This window comes from Stenotrophomonas sp. As-7, assembly GCF_030291015.1.
Taxonomy (GTDB): Bacteria; Pseudomonadota; Gammaproteobacteria; order Xanthomonadales; family Xanthomonadaceae; genus Stenotrophomonas; species Stenotrophomonas lactitubi.
In genome coordinates, this window is sequence record NZ_CP127405.1 from 3,534,424 (window position 1) to 3,548,943 (window position 14,520).

Here is a 14,520-nt window from a genome sequence, read left to right on the forward strand (position 1 = left end):
CGTTCACTCCCACGGGACCCTGTATTAACGCCGCCGGCGCCAGTGTCTGGGGTCTGCCCCCTACCCGCTCCAGGAGATCCTCCATGGCCGCCAGCAAGCCGACCGGCAAGCGCGCTCCCGCCACTCCCGCCGCCGACCGTGACAGCCGCGGCCAGGGCGATGAACTGCATCAGCTCGCAGGAGGCGCCCATCCGGTACTGACCAGCAACCAAGGCATCCCGGTCGCCGACAACCAGAATTCCCTGCGCCAGGGGCCGCGTGGACCGACCCTGCTGGAAGACTTCCTGCTGCGCGAGAAGATCACCCACTTCGACCACGAGCGCATTCCCGAGCGCATCGTCCACGCGCGCGGCTCGGCTGCCCATGGCTTCTTCGAACTGACCAAGTCGCTGGGCAAGGTGACGCGGGCGAAGATCCTCACCGAGGTCGGGGTGAAGACGCCGGTCTTCACCCGTTTCTCCACCGTCGCCGGCGGCGCCGGCTCGGTCGACACCCCGCGCGACGTGCGCGGCTTCGCGGTGAAGTTCTACACGAAGGAAGGCAACTGGGATCTGGTCGGCAACAACATCCCGGTGTTCTTCATCCAGGACGCGATCAAGTTCCCCGACCTGATCCATGCGGTGAAGATGGAACCGGACCGCGCGTTCCCGCAGGCCGCCAGCGCGCACGACACATTCTGGGATTTCGTCTCGCTGATGCCCGAGTCGATGCACATGATCATGTGGGCGATGAGCGACCGCACGATCCCACGCTCGCTGCGCACCATCGAAGGTTTCGGCATCCACAGCTTCCGTCTGCTGGATGACGAAGGGAACTCCACCTTCGTCAAGTTCCACTGGCGCCCGAAGCTGGGTCTGCAATCCACGATCTGGGACGAGGCGCTGAAACTGCAGGCCGCCGACAATGATTTCCACAGGCGCGACCTGTTCGAGGCGATCCAGCGCGGCGACTTCCCCGAGTGGGAGCTGGCCGTGCAGTTGTTCAGCGAGGAACAGGCCGACGGCTTCCCGTTCGACCACCTGGACCCGACCAAGATCATCCCCGAGTCGCTGGTGCCGCTGCAGGTGATCGGACGCATGGTGCTGGACCGCTGGCCGGACAACTTCTTCGCCGAGACCGAGCAGGTTGCGTTCTGCCCGGCCAACGTGCCGCCTGGCATCGACTTCAGCAACGATCCGCTGCTGCAGGGGCGGCTGTTCTCCTATCTGGATACCCAGCTGATCCGCCTCGGCGGGCCGAACTTCAACCAGATCCCGATCAACGCACCGAAGTGCCCGTTCGCCAACCACCAGCGCGATGGCCACATGCAGATGCAGGTGCCGAAGGGACGCGTAGCCTACGATCCCAGTTCGCTGCAGGAAGACAGCCCGCGCGAGACCCCCGCCGGTTTCCGCAGCCATGCCAGCGCCGATGACGGGCGCAAGGGTCGTACGCGTGCGGAGAGCTTTGCCGACCACTACAGCCAGGCACGGATGTTCTTCCGCAGCCTGGAGAAACCGGAGCAGGCGCACCTGGCCTCGGCGCTGGTGTTCGAGCTGTCGAAGGTGGAAACGGAGAAGGTGCGCGTGCGCACCGTCAGCCATCTGCGCAACATCGACGAAGGACTGGCCAAACGCGTGGCCGATGGGCTGGCCCTGCGTACCCTGCCCGACCCGGCACCGACGGCGACCCCTGCACAGGACCTGCCCGCCGCTCCCGAAGTACGGGTGATCGGCCGCAGCAAGCCCCTGCTGCAGGGGCGCAGCATCGGCATCCTGTTCGATGAAGGTTCCGATGCACGGGTGATCGCCAACCTGCGCAAGGCCGTTGAAAAGGCCGGCGCCAGCGTCAAGCTGGTCGCACCGAAAGTCGGTGGCGCCACGCTCAGCGACGGCAAGGTGCAGGCCGCCGATGGACAGCTGGCCGGTACCCCGTCGGTGGTGTTCGATGCAGTGGCGGTAGTGCTGAGTGCCGATGCCGGCAAGGCCTTGGCCAAGGAAGCGGCGGCCATTGGCTTCGTCAGCGACGCTTGGGCGCATCTCAAAGCGATCGCCAGTGACGAAGGTGCACAGGCCCTGCTGAAGGCAGCGCGCGTCGGCAACGATGCCGGCACCGTCGAGGCAGAAGACAGCAAAGCCTTCCTCACCGCTGCCGCCACCCGCCAGTGGGCGCGCGAGCCGAAGCTGCGCCTGCTGGCATGATCATCCAACAGGAGAATTCCCATGCCCCGTGGTGACAAATCCGCCTATACCGACAAGCAGAAACGCCAGGCCGAGCACATCGAAGAGAGCGAGCGCGAACGCGGTGCAAGTGAAGGCACCGCCGAGCGCATCTCATGGGCCACCGTGAACAAGCAGGATGGTGGCGGCAAGCGCAGCGGCAGCGCGCGCACGAGTACGAAGAAGGCAGCGCCGGCCCGGGCCAGCAGTTAACCCGCAGTCGGCAGCGCCCTCACCCAACCGGCCACCACGGCGGCGGCCGGTTCGGCACAGGCCTGCAGCAGCAGATGCGGCCCTTCCAGTGCAACGTGCCGCGCATGCGGCAACAGCGCCTGCAGTTCGGCCACACTCGGCGGCCACAGCAACCGGTCCTGGCGCGCCTGCAGGCACAGCGTCGGCACCGTGATCTGCGGCAGCAGTGCGCGTACGTCCACCCTCAGGGTTGCTGCGGCGCGCTGCCGCAGCGTGGCGGCCGGGATCTGAGCCAACGCATCGCGCAACATCGACAGGTGCTCGCGTGTGCGCCATCGCCCCAGCAGCAGGCGTGCCAGCAACGCTACCGGAGGCATCGGCCAGGCCGGCGACAGCAGTGCCGCGCCGGCTGCCGGCAATGGCACGGGCCGACGTGCGAAGGTAGCGGCCAGTACCACTCCGCGCAGCCCGGGCGGATGCCGCATTGCGAGTTCAACCGCCAACGGGCCCGAGAAGGACTCGGCAAGCAATATGAATGGTCCGTGTGGCAACCGTGGCCACAACCCCTCGGCAAGCGTGGCGTAATCCTGCCCTCCCTGTGCAGGCAGTGCGATGGCCTGCGTTGTCAGCCCATGAGCCTGCAGCGCGGACAGGAGCGAGGTCGACATCCTGCCGGTGCCATCCAGGCCTGGCAGCATCACTACGTGCAGCGGCGTGGTCGACGCGGCATCACCGCCCTGCTTTTCCTCGCGTCCAATTTCCATGCCATCTCCTAGGCTGACAAGCATCGCCCGGATCGGCGGCCGAAGGAACCTCTTCTTTGGCTATCCCCTGCTGTGCCGGTCAAGGTTGCGCGATACTGCCGGCTTCGCCGCAGGATGCGGCTACCAGGGAGAACCGTTGATGCGATGGACCTACGCACTGGCCATGATGGCCCTGATGCTGCCACTGACCACCTTTGCCGGCGATGGCTGGATAGATGGCGACGGAAAGGCGGTGCCGCAGACCGATGCCATGAAGTCCAAGGATGGATTTGCGGCATCACTGCTGGTCACCTCCGACGCCGATTGGCGGGCCAAGTGGGAAACCCCAGCGGACACCACGCCGAACTTCACCGAGGCCAGCGACGTGCAGCTGGGCGGAGAGTTGTTCGTGCTGACGTTCCTGTCCAACCCGCAACTGGGCGAGGATGGCGCAGCCAAGGTCCACTGCGACGTGCGCATGCTGCGCCCGGACGGCAGCACCAGCGCGGATGAGCGCGATGTTCCCTGCTTCACCGCCCGTCTGCCGGGACCACCCACCTTGTTGTACATGACCAACGTGCAGCTGAAATTCGTCGCCGAGCCCGGCGATCCGAAAGGTACGTGGACTGCGCAGGTGGTGGTCAAGGATCTGCTGCGGGGTGTGGGCCTGCCGCTGCAGGCGCGCTTCGAGGTCCGTTGAAAGGAAGCCTGCGGATGAAGAAGCGACGACTCCTTAGCTGGGCCGGCCTGGCGCTGTGCGTGGCCTACCTGCTGTTTACCGCGTGGCTGGTTCACGGCGCGCAGTCGGATGCGGACCCGAAGGGTACCTACATCCTGATGGCCCTGCCCATCACCCTGCAGTCTGCTGCGCTGGATGCCATCGGCGCAGGCAGCCTGCTGTACGGCAAGCCCTGGTCGACCGCGTATGCGGTGCTGGTACCACCAACGCTGCTGTTGCTGTACGCGGCCGGTTGGTTGATCGAACGCTCGGCGCGCGGGCGCTGACGGCACTCAACCGTTGCGTGCATCGACGCCCTGCATGCGGGTCATCGCATGCAGGGCGCCCTCCAACATCGCGCTGCCGTTGGCTTACGCCGCGCGTGCAGGCACGATGGGCATGCGCGCCCCTTGCTCCAGCTGGAACACCGACACCGAGGTCGTCAGTGCATGTGCCTGCTCTTCCAGCGCGCGGCTGGCAGCGGTGGCTTCTTCCACCAGGGCCGCGTTCTGCTGGGTCACCTGGTCCATCTGCACCACCACCTGGTTGACCTGCTCGATGCCAGCCGCCTGTTCCTTGCTGGCGGCGGCGATGTCGCTCATCAGCAGGGTGGTACGCGAACTGGCCTGCGCCACGCGCGCAATGGCAGCTTCGGACTGCACCGTCACCGCCAAGCCGCTCTGCACCTTGGCGGCGGCGTCCTCGATCAGTTCCTTGATCTCCTTGGCAGCGACGCCGGCACGCTGTGCCAACGTACGCACTTCGCTGGCGACCACCGCGAAGCCGCGGCCCTGCTCACCGGCGCGCGCCGCTTCCACCGCGGCATTCAACGCCAGGATGTTGGTCTGGAAGGCAATGCCATCGATCACCGTGGAGATTTCCGAGATGCGCGCGGAAGACTGATCGATCTCGCCCATCACGGTCGCCATCTGTGCCATGGCCTGCTCGGTCTCGCGCACGGCAACGCCGGCAGCGTGCGCTTCGCTGTCGGCCTGGCGGGCCAGCTCGGCGTTCTGGCGCACGGTCGAGGTCAGCTCTTCCATCGAGGCGGCGGCCTCTTCCAGATTCGCGGCCTGTTGTTCGGTACGGCGCGACAGATCGTTGTTGCCGGCGGCCAGTTCCTGTGCCGCGTTGTTGATGCTGTCGGCCGCTACCTGGATGCCGCGCACGATGCCGGTCAACTGCGCGGTGGTGGTGTTGGCGTCGTCACGCATGCGCGCGAACACGCCTTCGTACTCGCCATCCATGCGCGCGGTGAGGTTGCCATGCGAGATCGCGCGCAGCACGTCGGAGACATCGGCAATGCTGGCCTGCGAACTGGCCATCATGCCGTTGAGGTGGTTCACCATCGCCTGGAACTGATACTGGAATGCCGCGGCGTCGCCACGCATGCTGAAATCGCCGGCGCGCGCGGCACGGGCCAGTTCATCGATCTGCGCGTTGATCGCCATCAGGCTCTGCTTGACCGCCGCCAGGGTGCGGGTCAGCGTGCCCTTCTCGCCGGGGTACTCGGGCAGATCGCGGCTGAGATCGCCGATCGCATAGCGCTGCATCACCTCGGCCATCAGCAACTGCACCTGCACGTGCGATTCGACCAGGTGATTGGTGGCCTGCACCATGCGACCGAAGTCGCCGGGGAACGCACTGGCATCCATCCGGTAACGGATCGCACCGGCTTCATGCTGCTCGGCCATCTGCAGCTGCGCGCCGATCGCCGCCTGCACACTCTGGCGCACGCTGGCCATGGCCTCGCCAAGCTGGGTCAGCTCGTCACGACCGCCCAGGCGGAATTCCTGGTCCAGTTCGCCCTTGGACAAGCGCTCGGCCAGCTGCACCGCACGTGCCAGCGGGCCGGTCATGCTGCGGCCGATCAGCACCGACGCGGCGATGCCGACCAGCAGGGCCACGCCGCCCAGCGCCAGCAGCTGCAGCAGGCTGCGCTCGCCCAGGCGGATCGCCTCGGCAGCGGCCTCGCGGCTCTCCTTTTCCTCATAGGCCACGCCATCGGCCAGGGACTTGTTCCAGCCATTGGCCGCTTCCTGCACCGGGCCCAGGGTCAGCGCCACGGCAGCGGGGAAATCGCCCTGCTCCATCAGCTCACTGGTCTGCTTGTTGAGCGGACGGGCGAGCGCGCGCTTGGCGGCGATGGTCTCGCCGATCACCTTGCCCTCGGCATCGCCGGGCAGGGCCTGGTAGGCAGTCCAGCTGGCCTCGTAACGCTTGACCAGATCGGCGATGCGCTGCTCGTCGTTGGCGCGGTCTTCGCCCTGGCGGATCAGCATCTCGCGGCGCACGACCATCATCTGGTTGTTGGCATCGAGCATCTCCGACAGCAGCCGTACCTTGGCTACGCCAACCTCGACCACCTGCTCCATCGCGCGCTTCTGCACGGTGGTGGCGGTAGCGCCGGTGGCCACCACGGCGGCAACCAGCAGCAACAACAGGCCAAAGCCAAGCCCAAGACGCCAGGCAACCCTGACGTTCCTCAAGTAGTTCATGGGGTGAATCCAAAACGGGGGGGATGCGCCCATATCGGCCTGCCGACCGGGAATCTTGATCGCCCCACGCTCGCCTGCGTCGGAAGCCGTTCACCTTGGTGAGGCGCCGCCCTTCGCTTCTGCGGTGGGAAGGTGGCCCTGCGGCTTGGCCCCACTGCTCATGCTGGCATCAGTTTTCTTTCACGGCGGCTGCGCAGCATGTACGGGCAGGGTGGAGGCGTGATCTGCCTGGAGATGCCCATGCCCGTATGCCGCCCCGCCCTGCTCGCCCTGTCGCTGCTGATGTCGCCCGCCTTTGCGCAGACGCCCCCGCCCGCCGGCCTGCCAGCGCCCATCGCCGAAAAGGCCGGCCCTGACACTGCGGCGCACTCGCCCCTGCATGCACAGGTACTGCTGGATCGCGCGAATTTCTCTCCGGGCGAGATCGATGGCGAAGTGGGCAGCAATCAACGCCGTGCGGTGTCCGGTTTCCAGGCTGCGCACGGGCTGACCGTCAGCGGTGAACTGGACGACGCCACCTGGAAGGCCCTGCAGGCCGATTCGGCTGGTCCGCTGGCAAGCTACACGCTGACCGCCGAAGACGTGGCCGGTCCGTTTGTCGCCATCCCGAAGAAGCCGGCCGAACAGGCCAAGCTGAAATCCCTGGGCTTCAGCAGTATCGAAGAATCACTGGGCGAACGTTTCCATGCCGCCCCGGAGCTGCTGAAGGCCCTCAATCCCGGCGTGGATCTGAGCAAGGCCGGCAATCGCATCCAGGTGCCCAACATTGCGCCTGCCGCTTTGCCCAAGGCGGCCAAGCTGGTGGTCGACAAATCCGACTCCACCCTCCAACTGCTGGACGTGCAGGGCAAGGTGATCGCGCAGGTACCGGTGTCGTCGGGCAGCGAGCACGACCCGCTGCCGATCGGGGAGTGGAAGATCCTCGGCGTGTACCCGGACCCGCCATTCCACTACAACCCGAAGCTGTTCTGGGACGCGAAGAAGGGCGATCGCAAAGCCACGATTCCACCCGGCCCGAACAATCCGGTCGGCCGGGTCTGGATCGACCTGTCCAAGCCGCATTACGGCCTGCACGGCACGCCGGTGCCCGGCCACGTCGGCAAGACCGAATCGCACGGCTGCGTGCGCATGACCAACTGGGATGCACTGCGCGTGGCCGCGGCGGTGGATACGTCGGTAGTCGTGGTGATGCAGGAGTAAGCCGATGCGACTTGCGCAACTGATCGTGCTGGGACTGGTGATGGGCGTGGCTGCCGGGTGGTGGCTGCAGCGCGATGGCGAGCCGTCCGATGGCGCGACTGTCCACCCTCCTGCAGTGGTTGCGGCGGACCACGCACATGCCGTACCCGCGGAGCAGGCAGCGACGGCAATCGCTGCGCCCGCCCCAGCAGCCACCGGCGACACACCCTCCGGTCTGCTGCTGCCGGTACAGGGCATTGCGCCGTCGCAACTGCAGGACACCTTCACCGACGCACGCAGCGAAGGCCGTGTGCACGATGCCATCGACATCATGGCCGCTGCCGGCACGCCGGTGCTGGCCGTGGCCGATGGCCATGTCGAGAAACTGTTCGACAGCAAACGCGGCGGCCTGACGATCTACCAGTTCGAACCCAGCGGCCGCTGGTGCTACTACTACGCGCATCTGCAGCGCTACGCCGACGGCCTGGCGGAGAAGCAGACCCTCAAGCGCGGCGATGTGATCGGCTACGTCGGCAGCACCGGCAACGCCAACCCCGAGGCCCCACACCTGCATTTCGAAGTACACGCGCTGGGACCGGAAAAACAGTGGTGGAAGGGCGAATCGCTCAACCCCTATCCGCTGCTGAAAAAAGGGGACGGAGGGGATTAAGTCGCAACCCCCACGGTTTGTCCGGGGCGTCTATGCAGCGCGTGGTCCCTTCCTGCGCAGCGCGATGGTGAAGATCACCAGTGCGATGCCTGGAATCAGCAGCAACAGCGCCACCAGTTTCCAGAAGAAGAATGGCCACAGCCAGATGTAGTCCAGGTCGGTCAGTTTCAGAAGATCCAGCGGCGGTTGCAGCTCGACGGTTGCCGGCCTGCCGGCCAGCGCCGGCTCCACCTCCAGCACGGTTACCCGCAGCCAGGATCGGCCACGGGGCAATGCGTCACCGCGGCCATAGCCGAAGTACGCGGCGGTGAAACCCGCCGTTTCAACGGTTTCCACCCGGCGCACGACCTCCGTCGCGGGCGGGCCAGATCGCAGGCTTGCGCGGAAGTCCGCGTGCTCGTTGGGCGTTTCGATGCGCATCAGCACCTCGGGGTCGAGGGCCGGGTCGGCAGCGTTGGGCGGGTAGCGCAGCCGCAACCGCAGGCGATCGTCAATGAAGCGGTAGACCGTGATCTCCGCGCTCGCTCCGGGGCTCAGCACCAGCGGCAGTGTCTGCGTGCGTGAGGCCAGGTGGTTGGCCACAGCGCCCACCGCCAGCACCACACAAGCGGCTGCCCACAGGCCCCAGAACACCCACAGGGTGATCCGCAGCACCCTGGTCCCTTTTACGCTGACATCGTCGGTCATCGGTCCGCTTCCCTGCTGGCACGGCGTACACACTAACGAAAAAGCCCCGCTTTCGCGGGGCTTTTCCTTCACGTCAGCGTGCGGTCGCTCAGGCGAACGGATCCTGCAGGACCATGGTGTGGTCGCGGTCCGGGCCGGTGGAGACGATGCTGATCGGGCAGCCGGCCAGTTCTTCCAGCGAACGCAGGTAAGCGCGCGCGGCCGGCGGCAGGTCGTCCCAGTTGGTGATGCCGTGGGTGTTCTCGGTCCAGCCCGGGAACTCCAGGTACACCGGGGTGCACTCTTCCCAGCCCTGCGCGTCCAGCGGCGCGTACTCGGTACGCTTGCCGTTGTATTCGTAGGCGATGCAGACCTTCAGCTTTTCCATGCCGTCCAGCACGTCCAGCTTGGTGATGCACAGGCCGCTGATGCCGTTGATGGCCACGGCGCGCTTGAGGGCGACGATGTCCATCCAGCCGCAACGACGCGGGCGGCCGGTCGAGGCACCGTACTCGGCACCGCGGTCGCGGATGCCCTGGCCGATTTCATCGTCCAGCTCGGTCGGGAACGGGCCACCGCCAACGCGGGTCGCGTAGGCCTTGGCGATGCCCAGCACGTAGTCGATCGCATCGGCGCCGACGCCGGCACCGGCCAGCGCACCACCCACGGTGGTGTTGGAGCTGGTGACGTACGGGTAGGTACCGTGGTCGATGTCCAGCAGCGCGCCCTGCGCACCTTCGAACAGCACACGCTTACCCTGCTTGCGCAGGTCATGCAGGATGCCGGCAACGTCCGACTTCATCGGCTGCACGTACTCGCCGAAGGCCAGCGCCTCGTCGAAGGTCTTCTGGAAATCGACCGCGTCGGTGTTCAGGTACTTGGTCAGCACGAAGTTGTGGTAATCCAGCGCGGTGCGCAGGAGTTCTTCCAGCTGCTTGGGGTAATGCAGGTCGGCGATGCGGATGCCGCGACGCGCCACCTTGTCTTCGTAGGCCGGGCCGATGCCACGGCCGGTGGTGCCGATCGCCTTGCCGCCGGCAGCGCGTTCGCGCGCCTGGTCCAGGGCGATGTGGTACGGCATGATCAGCGGCGCGGCCGGGGAGATCTTCAGGCGCGAACGCACTTCCACGCCGGAGGTTTCCAGCTCGGCGATTTCCTTCTGCAGCGCAGCCGGCGAGATCACCACGCCGTTGCCGATCAGGCACAGCGCATCGTCACGCAGGATGCCCGACGGGATCAGGTGCAGGACGGTCTTCTTGCCGTTGATGACCAGGGTGTGGCCGGCATTGTGGCCGCCCTGGAAGCGCACGACCGCGCCGATTTCCTCAGTGAGCAGATCGACGATCTTGCCCTTGCCTTCATCGCCCCACTGGGCACCAAGCACTACGACAGACTGACCCATGACGGGTTCCTCTATTTGTTGCGGCCATCGGGGCCGCGGACGGGTAAACCGCAGCGGGGCTGGCCAGCGCTTGGGTGGCGGCTCCAAACGGGGAGCGGCCGGCGATGGAAGGCCCAGACACGGAAAAAGCCGAACGGGGAGGCCCGTCCGGCTTTTGTGCATTATCCGGGTTTCCGGGGTCGGCTGCCACCTTTCCGACGGACGGCTTCACCGGCCGGTCAGGCGCCCTGCCCCGGTGGTGCCGGCCGCTGGCCGCCAATGCCAACCAAGGTTGGCATCTACCAGAGCCAGACGCAGGCGGCCGTGCCGGGCCCTCAGTGCCGCACCCACCACAGCAGGCTCAGCCCGGCCAGCAAGACCAGGCCACCGAAGCTGCGCAGGGCCGGGCTGGGCAGGTCCAGCAGGCGTTCGGCCATGCGCTTCCATGCCACGGGGGCGGCGAACAGCAACAGGCCTTCCAGCACCGCGACCAGGCAGACGGCGGCGAACAGATCTTTCATGGGGGAACTCCGGAAAAGCACGGGGCCCGGCGTATGGCCGGGCCCCGTGAGGTACTGCCGTGCGGACTCAGCGATCGTTCTTGAGGTACTGCAGGAACGGGTCGTTCTTGTCCAGCACGATCACGCCGTTGCCGTCGGTCATCGAGCCGCGATAGGCCTCGAGGCTGCGGTAGAACGCGTAGAACGACGGGTCAGCCGAACCAGCCTTGCCGTAGATGCGCGCGGCCTCGGCATCGCCTTCACCACGCAGGCGCTGGGCATCGCGTTCGGCTTCTGCGATCAGCACGGTGCTGTCACGGTCGGCCTGGGCGCGGATGGTCAGCGACTGCTCCTCGCCTTCGGCGCGCAGCTTGGCGGCTTCCTGCTTGCGCTGGGCGCGCATGCGCTCGTACACGTCATTGATCACCTGGCTGTCGGTCGGCAGATCCACCTGCTTGATGCGCAGGTCGATCATCTGCATGCCCAGACCGGCAACGGCTTCGTTGATCCCCTTCAGCTGCTCGGCGATCAGCTCGCTGCGGTCGCCGGAGACCAGCTGCTGCAGGGTGCGCGAGTTGATCTGGTTGCGCAGCGAGTCGGTGATGATCGGTGCCAGGCGGGCGTTGGCGATACGCGGATCGCCACCGGTGGCACGGAAGTAATCACCCACGTTGGAGATGTAACCGATGGCGAAGAAGTCGACGCTGACGTCCTTCTGCTCGGCGGTGAAGTAGCGTGCCGGGGCAGTGTCCAGCACCTGGAAGCGGCGGTCGAACACCCGCACCGTTTCCACCACCGGCAGCTTGAAGTGCAGGCCCGGCTTGATGTCCGAACGCACCACCTTGCCCAGGTTCAGGACCATGGCGGTCTGGTCCTCACGGACCACGTACACCGAGCCCAGCAGGCCCAGCAGCACCGCTACGACAACGGCGATCCACATTGAATTTCTCATCGGCTGCCCTCCTCACGGCCGCTCGAACGCCCGGTCGGGCGGCCCACCGGCCGGCCCGGATCACGGGAAGCTTCCACTGCCGTGGTACCCGGCAGCGACGGCATCACCACGTCCGGGTTCGGTACCGGCGCCTGTGCCGAGGTGCTGGCACGGGTATCGCCGGTCATCGGCACGTAGATCAGCTGACGGCCATCGCCGCCAATGACCTTGCGGTTCTCGCTCAACACCTGCTGCACCGTTTCCAGCCACAGGCGCTTGCGGGTGACTTCCGGTGCTTCCTTGTACTGGGCCTGCAGCAGGCTGAAGCGCTGGGCATCACCCTCGGCCTTGGATACCACGGCCTGCTTGTAGCCTTCGGCGGTGGTACGGGCACGCGAGGACTGGCCACGCGCTTCAGGCACGACCTTGGCCGCATAGGCCTGGGCTTCGTTGATCAGGCGCTCCTTGACCTGCTGGGCACCGTTGACCTCGTCGAAGGCCGGCTTGACCTCTTCCGGCGGACGGGCGTCCTGCAGGGTCAGGCCGGTCACGGTCAGACCGGTCTTGAAGGCCGCCAGCAATGTCTGCAGGCGCTCTTCAGCGGCCACGGCCAGCGGGCCACGGTTGTTCAACACGGCGTTGAGGTCGGCGCGGCCGACTTCCTCGCGCACCGCGCTCTGCGCCGACTGTTCCAGCACCTGGTTGGCATCGACAGTGCCGAACAGATACTGCTGCGGGTCATCGATGCGGTACTGCACGTTCAACGAGACGTTGACGATGTTCTCGTCGCGGGTCAGCACCGGCACCTGGATCGAGAAGGTCTTGATCTCGGTGGCGTTGACCTTGGTGACCGATTCGATCGGCCAGGGCAACTTGAAGTTCGGGCCTGGGGTCAGGATGCGCGAGAACTGGCCGAAGCGCAGCACGACGCCACGCTGCTGTTCGCCGATCAGCTGGAAGCTGGAGAACAGCACCAGCAGGACCACCGCTGCCACCACCCAACGCAGGATGCCGCCATCGAACAGGTCTTTCAGCGGTCCGGGCAATCCGCCCCAGCCGCCACCATTGCCACCGCCGCGCGACCCGAACGGCCCGCGTCGATTGTCCTCGGGGCCTTGTCCGCCCTTGTTGCCGCCGGGTGTATTCCAGGCCATGCACGCTCCATCAAGATGTGGGCTGCGACGCGGGCCCTTCCCGCAACGCCAGCCATGAACCACTACCGATCATACAAGATGGGGCTGACCGGCAGGATTGAAAGGGTCCGGAACGGGTAAGGTGGCGTTTTCCTTGAAGTCAGGCAACGCCGATGGCCCCCACCACCCCGTTCACCGCCTTCCGCATCGAAAACGACGACGCCGGTTACCGCAGCGGCCTGGTGCCGCTGAGCCTGGACGACCTCAACCCCGGCCAGGTGCTGATCCGTGCCCACTGGTCCTCGGTCAACTACAAGGATGCCCTGGCTGGCACCGGCAAAGGCCGGATCCTGCGCCGATTCCCGCTGGTGGGCGGCATCGACGTGGCCGGCACGGTGGTCGCCTCCACCGATCCGGCCTGGCGCGAGGGCGATGCGGTCCTGGCCACCGGCTGCGGCCTCAGCGAAACCCGCGATGGTGGCTACAGCCAGTACGTGCGACTGGAATCGAGCGCGGTCATCGCCCAGCCGGCAGGCCTGAGCCCGCGCGAGGCAATGGTGCTGGGCACCGCCGGCTTCACCGCAGCGCTGGCCCTGCTGCGCCTGCAGGACAACCGGCAGACGCCAGAGTTGGGGCCACTGGCGGTCACCGGTGCCAGCGGTGGGGTCGGTGCCCTGGCTGTGGACATCTTCAGCCGCGCCGGCTATGCCGTGCACGCGATCAGCGGTAAACCGGAGCAGATCGACTTCCTGCGCGGCATCGGTGCTGCCGAAGTGTTGCCGCGTGATGCCCTTGCCGACACCGGTCCGCTGCAGTCGGCACGCTTCGGTGGAGGCCTGGACAACGCCGGCGGGCCGATGCTGGCCAGTCTGCTGGCACAGACCGTGCCCTATGGCAGCGTGGTCAGTGCAGGCCTGGCCGCCAGCCCGACGCTGGACATGACCGTGATGCCCTTCATCCTGCGCGGTGTATCGCTGCTTGGTGTGTCGTCGGCCAATGCCCCGCGCGCGCTGCGCGAAGAAGTGTGGGCACGCTTGGGCGACGCGTGGAAACCGCAGCACCTGGACCGCATCTGCACCGCCGAAGTCGGCCTGGACGGCCTGCCTGCGGTGTTCGATCGCATGCTGGCGGGCGGCTCGCTTGGCCGCACGGTGGTGCGGATCGACTGAACGTCGCAGGCAGGCGACGGACGGCAGCTGTCGCCCTCCCGCCAACCGGATGCCGGCACTACACTTCCGGCATCACATGGGGAACAACATGGCACGCATTCTGATCGTCGACGACTCACCGTCGCAGCTGTTGGGGATACAGCGCATCGTCGAGAAGCTCGGGCACCAGATCCTGACCGCCACCGATGGCGCGGCCGGGGTGGAGACCGCCAAGGCCGAGCTGCCCGACCTGGTGCTGATGGACGTGGTGATGCCCAACCTCAATGGCTTCCAGGCCACCCGCACCCTCGCCCGCGATGAAGCGACCCGGCACATTCCGGTGATCCTGGTGACCACCAAGGACCAGGACACCGACCGCATGTGGGGCATGCGCCAGGGTGCCAAGGCCTACATCACCAAACCGTTCTCGGAAGACGAACTGTCCGAAGTGCTGGAGCGGGTGTTCGCCGGCCAGGGCTGACACACCGCTCTGGCAGGTGCCAACCTTGGTTGGCACCCCGCCCTGGTAGATGCCAACCTTGGTTGGCACGCCTTTGCCGGCC

Annotated in this window: 15 protein-coding genes; 8 read left to right on the forward strand and 7 right to left on the reverse strand. The window is 66.5% G+C overall.

The genetic code is table 11. The features are described from left to right. Positions 1-83 precede the first annotated feature (83 nt). Together QP457_RS16270 and QP457_RS16275 are read left to right on the forward strand one after the other, a co-directional pair. On the forward strand, positions 84-2,180 hold the full coding sequence (locus QP457_RS16270) for a catalase (RefSeq protein ID WP_205406294.1): 2,097 nt from the start codon (positions 84-86) through the stop codon (positions 2,178-2,180). Between the two features lie 21 nt (positions 2,181-2,201). Then, positions 2,202-2,411 carry a hypothetical protein gene (locus tag QP457_RS16275; protein WP_205406293.1) on the forward strand — a complete coding sequence of 70 codons (210 nt, stop codon included), beginning with the start codon at positions 2,202-2,204 and terminating at the stop codon, positions 2,409-2,411. Here the strand turns inward: QP457_RS16275 and QP457_RS16280 are convergent. After that, positions 2,408-3,154 carry an alpha/beta hydrolase gene (locus QP457_RS16280; RefSeq protein WP_205406292.1) on the reverse strand — a complete coding sequence of 249 codons (747 nt, stop codon included), beginning with the start codon at positions 3,152-3,154 and terminating at the stop codon, positions 2,408-2,410. The genes QP457_RS16275 and QP457_RS16280 overlap by 4 nt on opposite strands. Before the next feature lie 139 nt (positions 3,155-3,293). Between QP457_RS16280 and QP457_RS16285 the strand changes: the two genes are divergently transcribed. Both QP457_RS16285 and QP457_RS16290 read left to right on the forward strand, forming a co-directional pair. Continuing rightward, complete coding sequence (locus QP457_RS16285; RefSeq protein ID WP_180166205.1) at positions 3,294-3,833, forward strand: hypothetical protein; 540 nt, start codon at positions 3,294-3,296, stop codon at positions 3,831-3,833. 14 nt (positions 3,834-3,847) lie between these two features. Next, positions 3,848-4,138 carry a hypothetical protein gene (locus QP457_RS16290; protein WP_205406291.1) on the forward strand — a complete coding sequence of 97 codons (291 nt, stop codon included), beginning with the start codon at positions 3,848-3,850 and terminating at the stop codon, positions 4,136-4,138. Positions 4,139-4,222: 84 nt separating this feature from the next. Here QP457_RS16290 and QP457_RS16295 read toward each other — a convergent pair whose 3' ends face one another. Beyond that, the gene (locus tag QP457_RS16295) at positions 4,223-6,349 is read right to left on the reverse strand and encodes a methyl-accepting chemotaxis protein (RefSeq protein WP_205406290.1); all 2,127 of its coding nucleotides are present in this window, start codon (positions 6,347-6,349) and stop codon (positions 4,223-4,225) included. Positions 6,350-6,583: 234 nt separating this feature from the next. Between QP457_RS16295 and QP457_RS16300 the strand changes: the two genes are divergently transcribed. Further along, positions 6,584-7,549 (forward strand): L,D-transpeptidase family protein, encoded by a 966-nt coding sequence (locus QP457_RS16300; protein WP_205406289.1) that lies wholly within the window; start codon positions 6,584-6,586, stop codon positions 7,547-7,549. 4 nt (positions 7,550-7,553) lie between these two features. After that, positions 7,554-8,198, forward strand: a complete 645-nt coding sequence (locus QP457_RS16305; protein ID WP_205406288.1) for a M23 family metallopeptidase — start codon at positions 7,554-7,556, stop codon at positions 8,196-8,198. A gap of 30 nt (positions 8,199-8,228) precedes the next feature. Here the strand turns inward: QP457_RS16305 and QP457_RS16310 are convergent, their stop codons facing one another. The 5 genes from QP457_RS16310 to hflK form a co-directional block, all read right to left on the reverse strand. Further along, entirely contained in the window at positions 8,229-8,885 is a 657-nt protein-coding gene (locus QP457_RS16310) for a hypothetical protein (RefSeq protein ID WP_205406298.1), read from the reverse strand. Positions 8,886-8,973: 88 nt separating this feature from the next. Continuing rightward, a complete protein-coding gene (locus tag QP457_RS16315; protein ID WP_025877044.1) occupies positions 8,974-10,266 on the reverse strand; it encodes an adenylosuccinate synthase in 1,293 nt (430 codons plus the stop codon). 314 nt (positions 10,267-10,580) lie between these two features. Beyond that, a complete protein-coding gene (locus QP457_RS16320) occupies positions 10,581-10,766 on the reverse strand; it encodes a DUF2065 family protein (protein WP_089236459.1) in 186 nt (61 codons plus the stop codon). Between the two features lie 67 nt (positions 10,767-10,833). Then, positions 10,834-11,697 carry a protease modulator HflC gene (locus QP457_RS16325; protein WP_089236460.1) on the reverse strand — a complete coding sequence of 288 codons (864 nt, stop codon included), beginning with the start codon at positions 11,695-11,697 and terminating at the stop codon, positions 10,834-10,836. After that, the gene (gene hflK / locus QP457_RS16330; protein ID WP_205406287.1) at positions 11,694-12,830 is read right to left on the reverse strand and encodes an FtsH protease activity modulator HflK; all 1,137 of its coding nucleotides are present in this window, start codon (positions 12,828-12,830) and stop codon (positions 11,694-11,696) included. The genes QP457_RS16325 and hflK overlap by 4 nt, the downstream gene beginning before the upstream one ends. A 152-nt stretch (positions 12,831-12,982) precedes the next feature. Between hflK and QP457_RS16335 the strand changes: the two genes are divergently transcribed. After that, positions 12,983-13,978, forward strand: a complete 996-nt coding sequence (locus QP457_RS16335) for a YhdH/YhfP family quinone oxidoreductase (protein WP_205406286.1) — start codon at positions 12,983-12,985, stop codon at positions 13,976-13,978. Positions 13,979-14,066: 88 nt separating this feature from the next. Then, positions 14,067-14,438, forward strand: coding sequence for a twitching motility response regulator PilH (gene pilH, locus QP457_RS16340; RefSeq protein ID WP_005410644.1), 372 nt, complete (start codon positions 14,067-14,069; stop codon positions 14,436-14,438). The last annotated feature ends 82 nt before the right edge of the window (positions 14,439-14,520 follow it).